Annotated in this window: 20 protein-coding genes; 12 read left to right on the top strand and 8 right to left on the bottom strand. The window is 59.1% G+C overall.

The features are described from left to right. From KUL77_RS09215 to era, 6 genes are all read left to right on the top strand, one after another. Positions 1-1,098, top strand: a 1,098-nt coding sequence (locus KUL77_RS09215; protein ID WP_297146093.1) for a trypsin-like peptidase domain-containing protein, incomplete at its 5' end; no start/stop codon positions are given. 108 nt (positions 1,099-1,206) lie between these two features. Beyond that, on the top strand, positions 1,207-3,000 hold the full coding sequence (gene lepA, locus KUL77_RS09210) for a translation elongation factor 4 (RefSeq protein WP_297146103.1): 1,794 nt from the start codon (positions 1,207-1,209) through the stop codon (positions 2,998-3,000). A gap of 17 nt (positions 3,001-3,017) precedes the next feature. After that, positions 3,018-3,800, top strand: coding sequence for a signal peptidase I (lepB, locus tag KUL77_RS09205; protein WP_297146100.1), 783 nt, complete (start codon positions 3,018-3,020; stop codon positions 3,798-3,800). A 52-nt stretch (positions 3,801-3,852) separates the two neighbouring features. Further along, positions 3,853-4,230, top strand: coding sequence for a DUF4845 domain-containing protein (locus KUL77_RS09200; RefSeq protein WP_297146090.1), 378 nt, complete (start codon positions 3,853-3,855; stop codon positions 4,228-4,230). Beyond that, positions 4,220-4,894 (top strand): ribonuclease III, encoded by a 675-nt coding sequence (gene rnc, locus KUL77_RS09195; RefSeq protein WP_297146097.1) that lies wholly within the window; start codon positions 4,220-4,222, stop codon positions 4,892-4,894. Before KUL77_RS09200 ends, rnc begins: the two co-directional genes overlap by 11 nt. Next, a complete protein-coding gene (gene era, locus KUL77_RS09190; protein ID WP_297146087.1) occupies positions 4,891-5,814 on the top strand; it encodes a GTPase Era in 924 nt (307 codons plus the stop codon). Before rnc ends, era begins: the two co-directional genes overlap by 4 nt. 1 nt (position 5,815) lies before the next feature. Here the strand turns inward: era and KUL77_RS09185 are convergent, their stop codons facing one another. From KUL77_RS09185 to KUL77_RS09165, 5 genes are all read right to left on the bottom strand, one after another. Next, the gene (locus KUL77_RS09185) at positions 5,816-6,283 is read right to left on the bottom strand and encodes a hypothetical protein (protein WP_297146085.1); all 468 of its coding nucleotides are present in this window, start codon (positions 6,281-6,283) and stop codon (positions 5,816-5,818) included. Beyond that, a complete protein-coding gene (gene minE / locus KUL77_RS09180) occupies positions 6,284-6,553 on the bottom strand; it encodes a cell division topological specificity factor MinE (RefSeq protein WP_297146082.1) in 270 nt (89 codons plus the stop codon). Positions 6,554-6,556: 3 nt separating this feature from the next. Then, a complete protein-coding gene (gene minD, locus KUL77_RS09175) occupies positions 6,557-7,369 on the bottom strand; it encodes a septum site-determining protein MinD (RefSeq protein WP_297146080.1) in 813 nt (270 codons plus the stop codon). An 87-nt stretch (positions 7,370-7,456) separates the two neighbouring features. Next, positions 7,457-8,224 (bottom strand): septum site-determining protein MinC, encoded by a 768-nt coding sequence (gene minC / locus KUL77_RS09170; RefSeq protein WP_297146077.1) that lies wholly within the window; start codon positions 8,222-8,224, stop codon positions 7,457-7,459. Continuing rightward, positions 8,221-8,823: a GNAT family N-acetyltransferase gene (locus tag KUL77_RS09165; protein WP_297146074.1), complete on the bottom strand. Its 603-nt coding sequence runs from the start codon at positions 8,821-8,823 to the stop codon at positions 8,221-8,223. Before KUL77_RS09165 ends, minC begins: the two co-directional genes overlap by 4 nt. A gap of 133 nt (positions 8,824-8,956) precedes the next feature. Between KUL77_RS09165 and KUL77_RS09160 the strand changes: the two genes are divergently transcribed. From KUL77_RS09160 to KUL77_RS09135, 6 genes are all read left to right on the top strand, one after another. Further along, positions 8,957-10,159, top strand: coding sequence for a sensor histidine kinase (locus KUL77_RS09160; RefSeq protein WP_297146071.1), 1,203 nt, complete (start codon positions 8,957-8,959; stop codon positions 10,157-10,159). A gap of 14 nt (positions 10,160-10,173) precedes the next feature. Next, complete coding sequence (locus KUL77_RS09155; RefSeq protein WP_297146096.1) at positions 10,174-10,812, top strand: response regulator transcription factor; 639 nt, start codon at positions 10,174-10,176, stop codon at positions 10,810-10,812. Between the two features lie 133 nt (positions 10,813-10,945). Next, positions 10,946-12,016 carry a polyketide cyclase gene (locus KUL77_RS09150; RefSeq protein ID WP_297146068.1) on the top strand — a complete coding sequence of 357 codons (1,071 nt, stop codon included), beginning with the start codon at positions 10,946-10,948 and terminating at the stop codon, positions 12,014-12,016. Positions 12,017-12,091: 75 nt separating this feature from the next. Beyond that, positions 12,092-12,469 (top strand): DUF423 domain-containing protein, encoded by a 378-nt coding sequence (locus KUL77_RS09145; RefSeq protein WP_297146065.1) that lies wholly within the window; start codon positions 12,092-12,094, stop codon positions 12,467-12,469. Positions 12,470-12,472: 3 nt separating this feature from the next. Further along, positions 12,473-13,144, top strand: a complete 672-nt coding sequence (locus KUL77_RS09140; RefSeq protein WP_297146061.1) for a DNA-3-methyladenine glycosylase — start codon at positions 12,473-12,475, stop codon at positions 13,142-13,144. A 79-nt stretch (positions 13,145-13,223) separates the two neighbouring features. Then, the gene (locus tag KUL77_RS09135; protein WP_297146059.1) at positions 13,224-14,231 is read left to right on the top strand and encodes a TraB/GumN family protein; all 1,008 of its coding nucleotides are present in this window, start codon (positions 13,224-13,226) and stop codon (positions 14,229-14,231) included. 34 nt (positions 14,232-14,265) lie between these two features. Here KUL77_RS09135 and dxs read toward each other — a convergent pair whose 3' ends face one another. The 3 genes from dxs to KUL77_RS09120 form a co-directional block, all read right to left on the bottom strand. After that, positions 14,266-16,179 (bottom strand): 1-deoxy-D-xylulose-5-phosphate synthase, encoded by a 1,914-nt coding sequence (gene dxs / locus KUL77_RS09130; protein WP_297146057.1) that lies wholly within the window; start codon positions 16,177-16,179, stop codon positions 14,266-14,268. Between the two features lie 105 nt (positions 16,180-16,284). Further along, a complete protein-coding gene (locus KUL77_RS09125; RefSeq protein WP_297146054.1) occupies positions 16,285-16,524 on the bottom strand; it encodes a hypothetical protein in 240 nt (79 codons plus the stop codon). Between the two features lie 109 nt (positions 16,525-16,633). After that, positions 16,634-17,224, bottom strand: a 591-nt coding sequence (locus KUL77_RS09120; RefSeq protein WP_297146051.1) for a DUF502 domain-containing protein, incomplete at its 5' end; no start/stop codon positions are given.

Below are 17,224 nucleotides of genomic sequence, written 5' to 3'. Positions count from 1 at the left end.
GCCGACACCGTGCGCGTCAAACTCTCCGACCGCCGCGAGCTAACGGCCAAGGTCGTGGGGAGCGATTCGCAATCCGACGTGGCGCTGCTGAAGGTGGACGTCAAAGGCCTGCCGGTGATGCGGATTGGTGATTCCAAGCTGATCAAGCCGGGACAATGGGTGGTAGCGATCGGTTCGCCGTTTGGCTTTGATCATTCGGTGACCGCCGGCATCGTTAGCGCGGTGGGGCGCTCCAGCCCCGGTACAGATCAGCGCTATGTGCCGTTTATTCAAACCGACGTGGCGATTAACCGCGGTAATTCCGGTGGCCCGTTGCTCAATACGCGCGGGCAGGTGGTGGGTATCAACTCGCAGATTTTCAGTAATTCCGGCGGCTATCAAGGCATTAGCTTCGCCATTCCAATTGATGTAGCGATGAATGCCGTGCAGCAGCTCAAAACCACCGGCAAGGTGACGCGCGGGCAGCTGGGTGTACAGATCCAAGGTTTAAGCCGTGACGCGGCCAAGGCGCTGGGGCTGGATGATGCCAATGGCGCACTGGTGTCGGGTGTGGAGCCGGGCAGCGCGGCCGAGCGTGCGGGCATTATGCGTCAGGATGTTATCCGTAAGGTCAACGGTCAGCCGGTATTTGAATCCAGCGACGTGCCGCCGCTGATTGGGGCCATGGCGCCAGGCAGCAAGGTGACGTTGGAAGTGGTGCGCGACGGAAAACCACGCACGCTGACCGCAACCTTAGGTACGTTGGAAGATGCCACGGCTGCGGCTGATAGCGCAGCTCCAAGCGGCAGCAAGGCAGACACTGCCGAGCGCGGTAACCCACTTGGGATATTAGGGCAGGAGTTGACCGCCCAGCAGCGCAGCCAAATGGGCCTGCAAGGCAAAGTGGGTGTGCTGATTGCCCGTATTGAAGGGGCGGCGGCGCGCGAAGCAGGGCTGAGCCCGGGCGATGTGGTGCTGGCGGTGGGGCGCAGCGATGTGGGCAGCGTTAAGGCGCTGGATGCGCAGCTACGCGCCGCAGGCACTGGCAAGCCGGTAATGCTGCTGGTACGCCGTGGTGGTGCCACCGTATACGTTACGGTGGACCCGTCGCAGGGCTAAAAGCCTGTAATGGGATGGGCTATGCGATAATGTCCGGCTCTTTCCGCTGCCGCTACTTGCGGCCGCCTCCGCCCAACGCATAGCCCTTTCCTCATGCAGCACGAAAAAATGCGGTTCATCCGCAACTTCTCCATCATCGCCCACGTCGATCACGGCAAGTCCACCTTGGCCGATCGCATCATCCACCTATGCGGCGGGCTGACCGAGCGCGAGATGGAGTCGCAGGTGCTCGACAACAACCCGATCGAGCGTGAGCGCGGCATCACCATCAAGGCGCAGTCGGTATCGCTGCCGTACACCGCGAAAGACGGGCAGACCTATTACCTGAACTTCATCGATACCCCCGGCCACGTCGACTTCAGCTATGAAGTCAGCCGCTCGCTGGCCGCCTGCGAGGGCGCGCTGCTGGTGGTGGACGCCGCGCAGGGTGTGGAAGCGCAGTCGGTGGCCAACTGCTACACCGCGGTGGAGCAGGGGCTGGAAGTGGTGCCGGTGCTGAATAAGATCGATCTGCCCACCGCCGACATCGATAAGGTGAAGGAAGAAATCGAAGCGGTAATCGGCATTGAAGCCGCTGACGCCGTGGCGATTTCGGCTAAGACCGGCTTAAACGTCGGTGATGTGCTGGAAGCGATTGTCCAGCGCATTCCGCCGCCGCAGCCGCGTGATACCGACAAGCTGCAGGCACTGATCATCGACTCCTGGTTCGACAACTACCTTGGCGTGGTCTCGCTGGTGCGGGTGATGCAAGGCGAGATCAAGTCGGGCGATAAAATGCTGGTGATGAGTACCGGCCGTGCTCATCAAGTCGATGCGGTAGGTGTGTTTACGCCGAAACGTAAAGTGCTGCCTAGCCTCAAGGCGGGTGAAGTGGGCTGGATCACCGCCAGTATTAAAGATGTACACGGCGCGCCGGTGGGCGATACCCTCACCCTTGCCAATGATCCTGCGCCAAAGCCGCTGCCCGGCTTCCAAGAAATGCAGCCGCGCGTGTTTTCGGGCCTGTTCCCTGTGGATGCCGAAGACTACCCGGCGCTGCGCGAGGCGCTGGAAAAATTGCGCCTGAACGACGCCGCGCTGCGCTTTGAGCCGGAAAGCTCAGAGGCGATGGGCTTTGGTTTCCGCTGCGGCTTCCTCGGCATGCTGCATATGGAGATCGTGCAGGAGCGCCTAGAGCGCGAATACGACCTCAACCTCATTACTACAGCACCTACCGTGGTGTATGAGGTGCTGAAAACCGATGGCACGGTTACGCCAATCGACAACCCGGCCAAACTGCCTCCGGTGAATATGGTGGAGGAAGTGCGCGAGCCGATCATTCGCGCCAATATCCTCACGCCAGAGCCGTATATCGGCGCCATCATCAAGCTGTGCGAAGAAAAGCGCGGCGTGCAGATCGGCATCACCTATATGGCCAGCCAAGTGCAGATCAGCTACGAGCTGCCGATGGGTGAAGTCGTGCTGGATTTCTTCGACCGCTTGAAATCGGTGAGCCGTGGTTATGCTTCGCTGGACTACCACTTTGTACGCTTTGACGCAGGCCCGTTCGTGCGTGTGGATACCCTGATCAACGGCGACCGTGTGGATGCGCTGTCGATCATCGTGCACCGCAGCCAAGCCGATCGCCGTGGCCGTGAACTTTGCGAGCGCATGAAAGATCTCATTCCTCGGCAGATGTTCGACGTGGCGATCCAAGCCGCCATTGGCGGCCAGATCATCGCCCGCACCACGGTGAAGGCGCTGCGTAAGAACGTCTTGGCCAAGTGCTACGGTGGCGACGCCACGCGTAAGAAAAAATTGCTTGAGAAACAGAAAGAAGGCAAGAAGCGCATGAAGCAGGTAGGACGTGTGGAAATTCCGCAGGAGGCCTTCCTTGCCGTGCTTCAGGTGGACAATAAATAAGTGGGGAGACGCGCATGATGGTGTGGTTCGAGACGATCTTGGTGAGCTTGACCTTGCTCAGCGGCTTGATTTGGCTGCTGGATAAGCAGTTTTTCGCCAAGCACCGCAAGCCCGAGCTGGGCGAAGAGGTGGCCAAAGATCCGTTGCTGGTGGACTACGCCAAGGCGTTTTTCCCGATTTTGGCGCTGGTATTGGGGCTGCGCAGTTTCGTTGCCGAGCCGTTTCGCATCCCATCAAGCTCGATGATGCCCACCTTGCTGATCGGTGACTTCATCCTCGTCAATAAGTTTGCTTATGGGCTGCGCCTGCCAATCAACAATAAAAAAGTGGTTGAAATTGGCGAACCCAAGCGTGGTGACGTGGTGGTATTTCGCCCGCCGCAGCACCCGCGCGAAGATTGGATCAAGCGCGTGGTGGGCTTGCCTGGCGATACCATTGGCTATCACAACCACAAAGTGAGCGTGAATGGCAAAGAATTGCCGTATCGCGTGGAAGGCGTGTTCACTGGCGTAGGCCAAGGCGTTGGGGAAACCGGCGACACCTTGCTAACGGAGGGGATGGAAAACCGCCCACATTACGTGCTAGAACGCGACTTTAGTGCAGCAGATGGTGACTGGACGGTGCCAGAAGGGCATTATTTCGTGATGGGTGATAACCGCGGTAACAGCGAGGACAGCCGATTTTGGGGCTTTTTGCCGGAGTCCAACCTGCGCGGAAAGGCGTTTATGGTGTGGATGAACTTCGACACCAGCGCGCCACATTGGGTTGATTTCTCACGTATTGGCACGAAGATTCCTTGATGTATTCACAGCAACACTCACAGCGACGTTTCCATTTTTGGGGGATGCACAAATGAAGAAGACGCAACGCGGTATCACCATGATCGGCTTTTTGATCACGCTTTGTTTCGTGATCTTTTTTGCCTATTGCGCGATGAAGATCGTGCCGATGTATATCGAGTACTACTCGGTGAAAAAGATGCTGGCAACCGTTGCAAATAACCCGGAAGCGGCTAGCGGAAAAGAAAAGATCCGTGAGCTGTTCAGCCGGAGCCTGCAGATCGACTACGCCAACCACATCAAGCCGGACATGCTGAAGGTTGAGAACACCGATGGCGGCCTGAAGCTGGTGATGGACTACGAGCGCCGTGAGGAGCTGATGGCAAATTTGGATGTCGTCGGCAAGTTCCACGCCGAACAGATGGTTACGCGTGGTGCGGGTGGTAACTGAGCCGCACCTGTCTGCATTCGCCGGGCATCATTTTGTAAGCCCGGCGCTGCTGGCGCAGGCGCTGACCCACCGCAGCGCCGGCAGCCCGCATAACGAGCGTCTGGAGTTTTTAGGCGACTCGCTGGTGAATCAATACGTGGCCGAGGCCCTGTACCGGCACTGGCCAAAAGCCGATGAGGGGGCGTTGACCCGCGCCCGCGCTGAGCTGGTGCGCGAATCGGCGTTGGCCGGGATTGCGCGCTCACTCAACCTTGGCCAGCACTTGGTGCTGGGGCCGGGTGAAATGAAAACAGGCGGTCATCGCCGCGACTCGATCTTGGCGGATGCCGTAGAAGCCTTGGTTGCGTCCATTTATTTGGATAGCGGGTTTGACGCGTGCCGAAAAGTGATGGAGCCATGGTTTACTCCATTGATGCAGGCGCTGCCGCCCCCCAATAAGGTGGGCAAGGATGCGAAAACCCGCCTGCAAGAATGGCTGCAAGGCCATCAGCATCCGCTTCCCGTGTATGCGTTGATCGACGAAAGTGGCGAGGATCACGCACGCATTTTTCATGTGAGCTGCACGATGGCGCAGCCCGCACTCAGCACTGAAGGCCGGGGCAGTTCGCGCCGCGCCGCAGAACAACAGGCCGCAGAAGCGGCACTCAAGAGTATTGGACAATGAACGCAACACCCCAGCGCAGCGGCGCTGTGGCCGTGATCGGCCGCCCCAATGTGGGTAAATCAACCCTAGTCAATGCCTTGGTGGGGGCCAAGATCAGCATCACGTCCAACCGCCCGCAGACCACCCGGCACCGTCTGCTTGGCATCGCCACTTTCCCGCGTGGCCAGCTGCAATTGGTAGATACCCCCGGTATTCACGGCGAGCAAGGCAAGCGCTCCGGCAAGGCCATGAACCGCATGATGAACCGTGCCGCGCGCGGTGCATTGGAAGGCGTGGACGCCGCGCTGCTGGTGATCGAAGCCGGGCGTTGGGACCACGAAGACGGGTTGGCATATGACGCCCTCCATGACGCAGGTCTGCCGGTGGTGCTGGTAGTGAACCAAGTGGACCGGCAGAAAGACAAAACCACGCTGCTGCCGTTTATCGCCAAAGTCACCGACGGCCGCGAATTTGCCGCCGTGCATCCGCTATCAGCGCTCAAACGCACGGGTTTAGAGCAGTTGGTGGCGACGTTGCTCGACCTCATGCCCGAAGCCGAACCCATGTTTGGCGAAGACGAGATCACCGACAAGAGCCAGCGCTTTCTTGCTGGCGAGCTGGTGCGCGAGCAGTTAATGCGACGCCTTGGCGAAGAGCTGCCGTACTCCACCACGGTGGAAGTAGAAAAGTTTGAAGAAGAACCTTCGCCCCAAACCGGCGTGATGTACCGCATTGACGCGGTGATCTGGGTGGAGCGCGAAGGCCAGAAAGCCATCGTGATTGGCAAAGGCGGCGAGCGCCTGCGCGACATCGGCCAACACGCACGCAAGCAAATGGAACACCTATTCGGTGCAAAAGTGTTTTTGCAAACGTGGGTGCGCGTGCGTGAAGGTTGGAGCGACGACGAAGCGGCTCTGCGTGCGCTTGGGTATCACGATTAAGTCAGCACAGGCGGCGTTGGTTGTCGATTAAGCCGTGATCTTCCAACCAACGCCAAGCGTCGTCGGCATCTTGTTCAACATAAGCGCGAGCGGAACCGAGGCGGAAGGTGTAGCCCCAGGTATCCATATCGGCCCACACGCGCTCGCGGCCCACGCCGGGCAGGGCATCGCCAAGTAGGCCTTGCAGGACGCACACGGCGTCTTCTTCCGGCACCGAATCAGTCGCATCGGTATGCACCTGCGCGCGCTTTTCTGGCGGCAGCACGATCAGGTGGCCTGCTTCGTGCAGCAGTGAATGCACGGGCGTGTCGGCACGTGCATACACGGTAGTGCCGATAATGCCGGCTTCGCTATCGCCCCAGTAACTGCCGGGGATGGTTGCGCCATCCGGCGTGCGCACAAGGGTCAAGCCATAGCGCGCAAGCAGGGCCGTAGGCGCATCAAAACCAATATCGGCAAGCGTCAGCATTTAGGCTTCTGATACTGCGCCGCCACGTTCCGGTAGTGATACCGAAATATCCAGAACGTCTTGCTCGCCGTCCTTCACAACATCAACCTTGACGGCATCGGTATCGACATTCACATATTTGCGAATGACTTCCAAAATTTCACGACGCATCAGTGGCAGGTAGTCCGGCGCCCCAGCCGAACTGCGCTCCTGCGCAATAATAATTTGCAAGCGATTTTTAGCGACCGAAGCCGTGTTCTTGCGGGGCTTGAGGAAATCAAATAGAGACACGCCTCAACCTCCAAATAGTTTGCTGAAGAAACCTTTCTTCTCAACAGTGATGAAGCGCAGCGGGCGATCTTCTCCAAGCAGGCGCGCTACCGCGTCTTCATACGCTTGGCCCGCGATGGATTCGCCATCCATGATCACCGGCTCGCCTTTGTTCGACGCGTTGAGTACGTCGCCGGATTCTGGAATGACACCGATGGTTTTTAGTCCTAGTACTTCTTCCACGTCGGCAATGGACAGCATCTCGCCGGTTTCTACACGCGCAGGGCTGTAGCGGGTGAGCAGCAGGTGGGCAGAAACCTCGCCCTCGTTGCGCTCAGCGCGGTGCGTTTTAGAGGCCAAAAGGCCAAGCACGCGATCGGAGTCGCGCACCGAAGAGACCTCTGGGTTCACCACCACAATGGCCTTGTCGGCAAAGTACATGGCGAGGAATGCGCCTTTTTCGATGCCAGCGGGCGAGTCGCACAGGACGTAATCAAACCCGTCTGCGGCGAGGTCTTTAAGGACTTTTTCCACGCCTTCTTTTGAAAGAGCATCTTTGTCGCGGGTTTGGCTGGCGGCCAGCACGTAGAGGTTTTCAAAGCGCTTGTCTTTGATCAGCGCCTGCTTCAAGGTGGCTTCGCCTTGGATGACGTTGACGAAGTCATACACCACGCGGCGCTCGCAGCCCATGATCAGATCAAGGTTGCGTAAACCGACGTCGAAGTCGATGACCGCTACTTTCTTGCCGCGCTTAGCAAGACCGGTTGCAAGACTGGCGCTGGTCGTGGTTTTGCCCACACCGCCTTTGCCTGAAGTGACGACGATAATTTCGGCCAAGTTGGCTTCCTCCGTGGTTGCCGTTATGTCCGCATAAGCGGCTGTTGGTAATAGTTAGGTGGGTTTCCGGCGGTTGCCGGTTGAAAACTAGTCAAGCGTAGCAAGCTTGAGCTGACCTTGCTCCAGCCAGATATGAACGGCCTTGCCACGCAGATCGGCTGGAATATCTTCCATGACTTTGTAGTGTCCGGCCACTGCAACGAGTTCGGCATAGAATTCGCGGCAGAAAATGCGGGCGTGTTCATTGCCTTGTGCCCCGGCTAGGGCGCGGCCACGCAGCGCGCCATAGATATGGATGCTACCGTCGGAGAGCACTTCAGCGCCTGCGCCAACGGTGTTTAGCACGGTAAGGTCGCGGTGTTCGGCGTACACTTGCTGGCCTGAGCGAACCGGCGCGGTCACGATAAGGCCGGGTTCGGCGTTGTCGTGTGTCGCGGCCGGTGTTGCAGGTGCGGGTGCGGAGGGCGGTGGGGCTTCCGGGGTGGGCGCGGGTGCGGGCGCAGGCGCGCCAGCACGCTCGTATTGCGCACGAAACTTGGCGAGCAGCGGCAGGCCTAGTTGTTGGGCGAGCGCTTCGGTTTCTTTGGTGCCATAGGCCAGCGCCACCGGCAGCACGCCAGCTTCGCGCAGGCCTAAGACCAGCGCATGGGCTTGCTCGAAGCTGGGCGTTTGGAACAGGCCACCAAAATCCAGCACCACGGCGGCGCGGGCGAACAGGTTGGGCGCGCGCTGCACGCGTTCGCGCATTTCATCGGCAAGCTGGGCAACGTCTAAGGTGCGTACGCGCAGGTTGGCGATGCCCACTTGGCCGAACTTCAGTTCACCCGCCTGTGCGTAATCAATGGCTTGGCTCATGCGTTGGCTCCAGAGCCGTTATGTTGAGAGAGTATCGTGTGGCGTGGGCGCTGAATCCAGGGGGCGTCCGGCAGCGTGTCGCCGTAGGTGTCGCGTACCCACGGATAGCTGCACAGCTCTTTCATCAGCATGGCGGCGCGCAGGTCGTGTTCGGGCATGACATTTTGACCCACTTCGCGAAAGCCAAAACTACCGTGGAATAGCAGTGCGTGGTCAGCACCGTGTTCCAAAAATACCTCGCAGGCTAACTGCGGGTAGCGCAGTTCGGCATAGCTTTGCGCGTCGGCATAAAGCGCGCGCCCCACGCCGCCGCCACGCCGACGGCTGGCCACCACCACGCGGTCGATATAGAAAAAGTCGGGATAGCGCTCTAAGAACCAGCGAAAGTTCACGCTGTCGTGTGCTGCATGCGAGCTAAAACCAATCAGAAACCCCGATAGGGCGCCATCGCGTTCGGCCACCCGGAAATATTCGGCGGTGTCATAGAGGTGGCGCAGACGTGCCGCATCCAGCGGCAAAATGGCCGGCCCAGCGGTGTTATTAAGATCCAAGACGGAATCCAGTTCGTGCTCACACACGTCGCGGACGGCGATCGACATTCCGTAAAACTCCAAAAATGGCTGCGGACGGCACGCCCCAGCGATCCATCCGTGATTATCGCATGGGTCGGCCATTCGCGCCCCCATGACCTTCGGTGCAGGGCAGGTGGCGCAGAAGGCTGTATAAGGCAGCATGCTTGCACGTTTTTCGCACACCCGTTTACTGCGCTACGCCGGTCTATTTACTTGGGCCATGGTGGGGCTGCCGCTGGCCTATCTGTGGGTGGGGCCACTGTTTGCCGATGGTGGGGTTGAAGAGATTGCGCGGCGGGCCATGCCGTGGCAGGGCTGGGTGGCGTACTTGGCGTTTGGCGCGGGTTACGGCTGGCTGACCCGTGGCCTTGGTGTGCGCAATCGGCATATTGCCGACTACCTGCTGTTGGTACTGCTCACGCTCTCGGCGCTGGGGCTGAGTTATTTCAGCGGTACCGGGCTGGGCAGCGTACTGTTGATGGTGGCGGCTTGCGTGCTGCCTTGGCTCTTGCCCCTGTCGCTGGGGATCGTGTGGTTGCTGGTGGGGCAGCTGTCGGTAGCGCCGGTTTTCATTCACTTTTTAGGCTTCCCGCCGCTGGAAGCCTTTATGCAGTCGATGCTGTATGCCGGGTTTTCGGGGTTTGTGTTCGTGGTGAGTCTTGTGGCGCTGCAGCAGGCGCAGGCGCGCGATGAGCAGCGCAGACTCAATGCCGAGCTCCACGCTACCCGCGCGTTGCTGGCCGATAGCGCGCGGGTGAACGAACGTACGCGCATTTCGCGTGAGCTGCACGACTTGCTGGGGCATCATCTCACTGCGCTCAGTCTGAATTTAGAAGTGGCCAGCCATTTATCGGATGGGCGGGTGAAAGAGCATGTGCAGCAGGCGCATACCTTGGCCAAGCTCCTGCTTACCGACGTGCGCGAAGCGGTCAGTCAGCTGCGCGAGGGGGGGGCGATTGACCTCGGCATGGCGCTGCGGCCGCTGGCAGAAAATCTGCCGCTGATGGCCATCCATATGGAAATCGAGCCGCACCTGACTGTTGATGATCCTGAGCGTGCCCATGTGCTGCTGCGCTGCGCGCAGGAGGCGATTACTAATGCCGTTCGTCATGCAGAGGCTAAGCACCTGTGGCTCTCAGCGCGGCGCGAAGGGCACGATGTCGTGCTATTAGTGCGCGATGACGGGCGCGGTAATGACCAAGTGCTACCGGGTAACGGCCTGCGTGGTCTTGGCGAGCGTCTGCGTCAATATGGAGGACAGCTGGAGGTGGTGACGCGGCGCGGCCACGGCTTTCAGTTGACAATGCGTTTACCGGTGGCTCCCAATGCCGCCACCCCACTGCCCGAAGGAGTTGTTACGTGAGCACAACCAAGCCCATTCGCGTGTTTTTGGTGGATGATCAGACCTTGGTGCGGCAGGGCGTTTGCTCATTGCTGTCGCTGGCTGACGGGATAGAAGTGGTGGCCGAAGCGGCGGATGGCCAGCAGGCGGTGGAGCGTATCCCGCAGGTGAGGCCGGATGTTGTGTTGCTGGATATGCGCATGCCGGTGATGTCGGGGCTGGAAGCGCTGCAGGCTATGAGCAAGGCGGGTACGCTGCCACCGACCATCATTTTGACGACCTTTGACGATGATGACCTCGTGCTGGCGGGTATTAAAGCGGGGGCCAAGGGCTATCTGCTGAAAGATGTATCACTTGATCAGCTGGTGGACGCGATTCAAACCGTGTCCAGCGGCGGTTCGCTGGTGCAGCCCGCAATGACTCAGCGCCTGCTTTCAGGTCTTGAGCATATGCGCAACGAGTTCGTCAGCCTTGAACGCCCCGACCCGCTCACCGATCGCGAGACGGAAATTCTGCGGCTGATGGCCTCAGGCTTCTCCAATAAGGAGATTGCGGGCTCGCTGGGGGTGGCCGAAGGCACCATCAAGAACCATGTTTCCAATATTTTGAGCAAATTAGGCGTGCGTGACCGCACTCGTGCGGTGCTCAAGGCCTTCGAGTTACAGCTTGTTTGACCCCTTTCATCAAATTTATTGCGCAATTTCCCATTTTTTGCTGTCCAAACCCTCGCCGTTCCCCACTGCATTTTGTTAGGATGGTCAATCGTTGCGGCTGAAGCTGCGCGCTGCCTTCCCCGGAGATTCCTGAATGACTCGTTTGATCGAGATCCTGATTTCCCTTGCTATTGTTTTTGCACTCTATTTGATCGTGGGTTTGGTGCTTTCACCGTCCCGCCATTTGGTGGAGAAGATTGAGACGAACCGCAAGCTCACCCTCGTGTTTGATAGCCTCAACAGCTTCCGTCGTTTTCACGACTGGAACCCGCTGGTGCTACGTGACCCGCGCATGCAGTTGACCTTATCCGGCCCGGAAGAAGGTGTTGGCGCACGTTTGGACTACCTGTCCAAAGAAGAGCGCTTGGGCAAGGGCTCGTATGAAATTACCGAGAGCGTTCCGCGCGAAAAAATTTCGATCAAGATCGACAATATCGAACGCGGTGACAACAAGCGCACCTCGTTTAGTTTCAAGCCGACTGGTCGCAACAACCGCAACGTCGAAATCACCCAGACTTACGACGTGGATTACGGCTGGAACTTGCTGGGCCGCTATGCGGGCCTGTATGTCACCCGTCACGTTGGCGACGACATGAAGATGGGGTTGTCGCGTCTGGTCACCATGCTGGCCACCATCCCGAACGTGGATTACGCCGCAACGGGCAACAAGATGGGCGCACCGAAGGTGGTTGAACTGCCGGCCGAAGACCTGCTGTTTGTGAACTCCGGTGCGGTGGATCGTGGCAATGCCCAGATCCAGGCAGCGATGGAATCCAACAGCGAATGGATCAAGCGCACCATGGAAGCCAATGGTCTTGAGCCGGTCGGCCCTGTGCGTATCGTCACCACCGACCTAGCCAGCGAAAGCTACACCTTCGACGTTGTGCAAAAAGTGCGCAAAAAAGATGGCGGCGCGATTGGCGACGTGAAGAAAGTGGCCGACGGTTCGCCGGTGCAGTACGTGCACAATAACGCTGGGCGTGCGATCCAAGCCTCTTATACGGGCTATATGGCTGAGCTGGAAAACATCCGTAATGCCCTGCGCGCTTGGGCCGGTACGCACGGTTATGACGTGAAAGATCGCGCCTTTGAAGACTACAAGGGCGGTATTGCGCCGGCCTTTACGGAAAACGGCGAGTTCGACGTCTATTGGCCGATCAAATAAGCCAAGCCACTGTCTGAATTCTACAAACGCCGCGTCTCGACGCGGCGTTTGCATTTGAGCTGGCACAATCACCCAATGAATACATTTACGACACCTGCATTTGTTGTGTATCGTCGCTATCTAGGCGCAGTGGGTAGCCTGCTTGCAGGCTTATCAGTGGCCTTGGCTGCCTATGCCACGCACGCGGTGGAAGGCGCCGCGCAAGGGCGCATGCTGCAGGCTGCGGTGATGGCGTTTGCGCATGGCGTTGCGCTGGCGGCGCTTACTCCGTTTGCGCAGCGGCCGATGGCGCTGATTTCCTTACTGGTGATCTTGGCGGGCGTGTTTTTGTTCTGCGCCAGCTTGCTTGCCATGGTGGTGCTGGGCATGGCCGCTTCAGTGGTCACGCCGTTCGGCGGCGCGCTGGTTATTAGCGGCTGGTTGCTCTACGCCTACGATCGTTTGCGCACCTAAGGTATGGCCACTCTGTCGCGTGGCTTTGATGTGGAAGCGGCTTTTGCGCACTTAAGCAAGCGCGACCGCCGCTTGGCTGGCTGGATGCGCAAACTTGGGCCAATTCCCGCCTACCCGCAGTGGCAAGCACCTTTCGATCCGGTCGATTCACTGGCGCGCTCGATTCTGTACCAGCAGCTCAGCGGTAAAGCTGCGGCGACCATTGAAGGCCGCGTGGAGGCTGCACTGAAGAGTGAGCGCCTGCACTGCGACACTTTGGCGCGCGTGGGTGACGCCACGCTGCGCGCTTGCGGCGTGTCCGGCAACAAAACGCTGGCGCTGCGCGATTTGGCGCGACGCGAAGCCGCAGGTGAGCTGCCTACGCTTACGCAGATGGAAGCCATGAGCGATGCCGAAATCATCGCAGCGCTGGTGCCGATACGCGGCATTGGCCGCTGGACGGTAGAAATGATGTTGATGTTTCGCCTAGGCCGCCCGGATGTGCTGCCGGTGGACGACTTAGGCGTGCGCAAAGGCGCGCAGAGCGTGGACAAATTAGACGCGCTGCCAACGCCCAAGCAGCTGGCGATACGCGGCGAGTGTTGGGGGCCATACCGCAGCTATGCGGGGTTTTATCTGTGGAAAATTGCCGATGCTGCAGCGGGGGCTGCGCCGGTCAAGCGCTCGCAAAGCTAACGTAAAGAATTGCCATATTGAACTATCGCCGCGGGAATGCATCAGAACAATCCGGTTGCCTAAATTAGGAAGCAAAGGAATGCAGAAGTCGGTTTGGCTTGTTGTATTGTTCAGCGCGGCCGTGGCAGGCCCGCTACACGCGCAGAATGCGATGCAAGATGGGATTCGCACCGAGGCGCCGGTGGTGGTGGAGGGCGAGCAGCCGGGGCCAGGGCTGTGGCTTGTACGCAGCCCCGATCATCAGCACGAGCTATATATCTTGGGCACGCTGAGCCCGCTGCCTGCAAAGATGCAGTGGCAATCAAAGCAGATGGATCGCGTGATCGCGAACGCGCAAGAGGTCATTCGTCCTCCTTATGTGAGTTTTAGCGTTGATGTTGGCTGGTTCAAAGGGCTGATGCTGCTGCCCAAAATGTTGGGTGCGCGGAAAAACCCGGATGGAAAAACGCTGCAGGAAACCGTCTCGCCCAAGTCCTACGCACGCTGGCAAGTGCTCAAGGCGCGTTATATCGGTGGTGATGGGGGCGTCGAAAAATGGCGGCCCCTGTTTGCTGCGCAAGAGCTCTACAAAGAAGCGATGAAAAAGCAGGGGCTCGACAGCGGTAAGTCCGTGACTGAGCAGATGAATAAAGCCATTGAAACCTATCACCCAGCTGTGACCGTGGTGAAAGAAGAAATCAAGGTGACCGATGTTAAGCCGCTGCTGAAAGAGTGGTCGAAAACCACACTGGATGACCTCGCTTGCTTCGATAACACCATGACCCAGCTTGAGGCGAACATCGACGCGATGCGCGCGCGCGCCAATGCGTGGGCCACGGGTGATATTGCAGGGTTACGCACGCTTCCGCCCGCCTACCAGTGGGAGGCGTGTATCAACGCGCTTAATGAATCGGGTATTGGCAAGCGCCTTGGCTTTGGTGACTCTGAAAAAAAATTACGCGGCAAATGGATGGCGGCAGCGGAGGCTGCATTGGCCAAGAATACGGTGACATTTGCAGTTGTACCGATCAATAGTTTGCTGGGTGAGCAAGGCTATTTGGCAAAGCTGCAAGCCAAGGGCAATACGGTGATTGCGCCAGACGAATGATTTAGAGCGCGAAGCCGGTGTGGCTTCGCGAAAACTAGCGAGCAGCGGCAAGTGTCGGTGCTGAATGCATGCTTTTAAGCTCCGGCCAGCGTTTCAAAATGCTGGTGCGAATGCCAGCGGCATCAAGCCCGGCTTCTTCAAGCAGCTGTTCGCGGCTGGCGTGCGGCTGGAAAGCGTCGGGCAGGCCAAGGTGCAAGATGGGCAGGCAAACACCTTCGGCAGCAAGCAATTCGGCCACGCCGGAGCCAGCGCCACCGGCGACGACGTTGTCTTCTAGTGTCACGAAGCCATGATGCGTTTTAGCAAGCTCAAGCAAGAGGGCGCGGTCGAGCGGCTTCACAAAGCGCATATTGACCACGGTGAGCCCTAGCTGTTCACCCACGTGTTCAGCTGCAGGTACCAGCGCGCCGAAGGCGAGTAGAGCAATGGAGCTGCCTTTACGGCGCACCTGCGCTGTGCCAATTGGCAATGTGTCTAGGCCCGGTTGGATGGCCGTGCCGGGACCAGTACCACGCGGGTAGCGCACGGCGGCGGGGCCGTGGTAGTGATAGCCAGTGCTCAGCAGCTTGCGGCACTCGTCCTCATCGGCCGGTGCCATCACCACCATTTCTGGGACGCAGCGCAGGTAGCTAAGGTCGAGATTGCCCGCGTGGGTAGAACCGTCGGGCCCCACCACGCCGCCACGGTCGATGGCAAACAGCACGTCAAGGTGCTGGGTGGCCACATCGTGCACCAACTGGTCGTAGCCGCGCTGGAGGAAGGTGGAATAGATCGCGACAACGGGTTTCGCGCCTTCGCAGGCCATGCCTGCCGCCAGCGTTACGGCGTGCTGTTCGGCAATGGCGACGTCAAAATAGCGCTGCGAGTACTCTTGGCTAAACCGCACCAGCCCAGAGCCTTCGCGCATGGCGGGTGTAATACCCATAAGCTTGGGATCAGCCGCGGCCATATCACACAGCCAGTCGCCAAAGATGTCGGTATAGGTGGGCTTTTTGGTTCCGGCTTTACCAATTACACCCACCGACGGGTCAAACGGGGTCACGGCGTGGTAGCCGATCTGATCATCTTCAGCGGGCTCGTAGCCTTTGCCCTTGGTGGTGATGATGTGCAGCAGCTGCGGGCCTTTCAGACCTTTGAGTGTTTTTAGCACGTCGAGCAGGGCGGGGATGTCGTGGCCGTCGATGGGGCCGGTGTAATGGAAGCCCATTTGCTCGAACAAGGTAGAAGGCACCAACATGCCCTTCCAGTGCTCTTCCCAGCGTTTGACAAAACGTGCAGGCGGGCTGTTTTTATCGCCCAGCAGCTTTTTTCCACTCTCACGCAGATTGTTCAGCGTGCGGCTGCCGGTCATTCGGCCCAGCATTTTGGTGAGCCCGCCCACGGCTTCGCTGATTGACATGCGGTTGTCGTTGAGGATGACCAAAATATTGGGCTCCTCGTCCATTCCACCTGCGTGCTCCAACGCTTCCCACGCCATGCCTGCGGTCATCGCACCATCACCGATGATGGCGACGACTTTGCGGTCGTTGCCCGCGCGGGCATTCGCAATGGCCATGCCTAGCGCGGCGGAGATCGAAGTGGAGGAATGGCCCACACCGAAGGTGTCGTATTCGGACTCGTCGCGTTTCGGGAACGGAGCCACGCCGTCTTTTTGCTTGACGGTATGGATGCGGTCGCGGCGGCCGGTGAGAATTTTGTGCGGGTAGCTTTGGTGGCCGACGTCCCACACCAAGCGGTCGTTGGGCGTGTTGTACAGATAATGCAGCGCGGTGGTGAGCTCCACTACGCCAAGACCAGCCGCAAAGTGGCCGCCGGACTTGCCAACGGACTCAATTAAATATGCACGCAACTCGTCGGCAACGGCACAAAGCTCGGTTTCCGGTAGCTGGCGAAGGTCGGAAGGGCTGTCAATTTGCGACAGCTTGGGGTAGCGGGCCACATCAATCATGGGCCTATTGTCGCGCCCAAAGCGGTTCGGGGCAATGTTGCGGCTAAAACGCACAAAGCCCGCAATTGCGGGCCTTGGCGAACAACGAGGACGAGGGTTGTTTTCTTAACCGCAGCTGCCACAGCAGGTGCTGCCTTCCGGGTGTTCCGGGGCCAGCGATGCGGGGAAACCGGCGGCACGCAGCGCGTCGCTGATGTCGTTTTCTTGCAGCTTGCCGCTTTCTACCAACAGGCGGCCACGGCCGATGTTGGCGGTAATCTTGGCTTGCGGGTCCAGCGCATGCACAGAGAATGCGATGGAACGGGCGGTGGCCTCATCGACAAGGCCAAGAACGTCAAACAGCATGGGGACACTCCAATACGTAAATGAGGCGCGGTGCGCAGTGATGGTTATCGTCGCTGGTGACGCCTAGCGCCGCCTTGATCTTGGTCAGTCCGGGCGGCAATTGGCGCGGTTATTCAGCTTTGGGTGGGGGAGGTGAAAATGGAATGGAGTCCGGAGCCACCGCGCCGCCGCTGATGATGAAACTCATCGCCTGGTCCACGTTCCAGTCGGTGGGGGTGATTTTTTCCACCGGCACGATTTCCAAATAACCGGAGGTGGGGTTGGGCGTGGTGGGAACATACACCGCGGCCAGTTCACGCCCAGTACCTTGCTCGCGCATCACCCGGGTCACAAACCCGAGCGTCTTCATTTCGTTATGCGGGAAGTCGATCAGCACCACGCGCTGGGTGCCGTCGGGCTTGGTTTGCAGAATATCCAGCAGTTTGCGGGCGCTGCCGTAAATGGTGCTGGCCAGCGGAATGCGCGCCACCAGAGCTTCAAAGCCACGCAGCAGCGTTTGCCCTACCACGCGGCGTGTCAGCCAGCCGGCCAACAGAATGAAGCCGACCGTGGCCACCAAGGCAATCGCGTTTTGTACCCATGGTTCCACCAACCAGCCGAAGGTGCGTGGGTTGCTGGCGGCCATGCCTGCCAAGGGCGGCTCGATCAATGGCCTACTGATGTCGCCCAGCAATACAAAGACAAACTTCACCACCACCCA

Source organism: Thermomonas sp. (assembly GCF_019104945.1).
In the GTDB taxonomy this organism is placed as follows: Bacteria; Pseudomonadota; Gammaproteobacteria; order Xanthomonadales; family Xanthomonadaceae; genus Thermomonas.
This window is presented reverse-complemented; position numbering and strand designations above follow the sequence as displayed.

What these genes read in the sequence shown, in the direction of transcription:
- lepA (WP_297146103.1), top strand. Translation starts at nt 1,207, where the DNA reads ATGCGGTTCATCCGCAACTTCTCCATCATCGCCCACGTCGATCACGGC.
- lepB (WP_297146100.1), top strand. Translation starts at nt 3,018, where the DNA reads ATGGTGTGGTTCGAGACGATCTTGGTGAGCTTGACCTTGCTCAGCGGC.
- KUL77_RS09200 (WP_297146090.1), top strand. Translation starts at nt 3,853, where the DNA reads ATGAAGAAGACGCAACGCGGTATCACCATGATCGGCTTTTTGATCACG.
- era (WP_297146087.1), top strand. Translation starts at nt 4,891, where the DNA reads ATGAACGCAACACCCCAGCGCAGCGGCGCTGTGGCCGTGATCGGCCGC.
- KUL77_RS09185 (WP_297146085.1), bottom strand. Translation starts at nt 6,283, where the DNA reads ATGCTGACGCTTGCCGATATTGGTTTTGATGCGCCTACGGCCCTGCTT.
- minC (WP_297146077.1), bottom strand. Translation starts at nt 8,224, where the DNA reads ATGAGCCAAGCCATTGATTACGCACAGGCGGGTGAACTGAAGTTCGGC.
- KUL77_RS09165 (WP_297146074.1), bottom strand. Translation starts at nt 8,823, where the DNA reads ATGTCGATCGCCGTCCGCGACGTGTGTGAGCACGAACTGGATTCCGTC.
- KUL77_RS09160 (WP_297146071.1), top strand. Translation starts at nt 8,957, where the DNA reads ATGCTTGCACGTTTTTCGCACACCCGTTTACTGCGCTACGCCGGTCTA.
- KUL77_RS09150 (WP_297146068.1), top strand. Translation starts at nt 10,946, where the DNA reads ATGACTCGTTTGATCGAGATCCTGATTTCCCTTGCTATTGTTTTTGCA.
- KUL77_RS09145 (WP_297146065.1), top strand. Translation starts at nt 12,092, where the DNA reads ATGAATACATTTACGACACCTGCATTTGTTGTGTATCGTCGCTATCTA.
- KUL77_RS09140 (WP_297146061.1), top strand. Translation starts at nt 12,473, where the DNA reads ATGGCCACTCTGTCGCGTGGCTTTGATGTGGAAGCGGCTTTTGCGCAC.
- KUL77_RS09135 (WP_297146059.1), top strand. Translation starts at nt 13,224, where the DNA reads ATGCAGAAGTCGGTTTGGCTTGTTGTATTGTTCAGCGCGGCCGTGGCA.
- dxs (WP_297146057.1), bottom strand. Translation starts at nt 16,179, where the DNA reads ATGATTGATGTGGCCCGCTACCCCAAGCTGTCGCAAATTGACAGCCCT.
- KUL77_RS09125 (WP_297146054.1), bottom strand. Translation starts at nt 16,524, where the DNA reads ATGCTGTTTGACGTTCTTGGCCTTGTCGATGAGGCCACCGCCCGTTCC.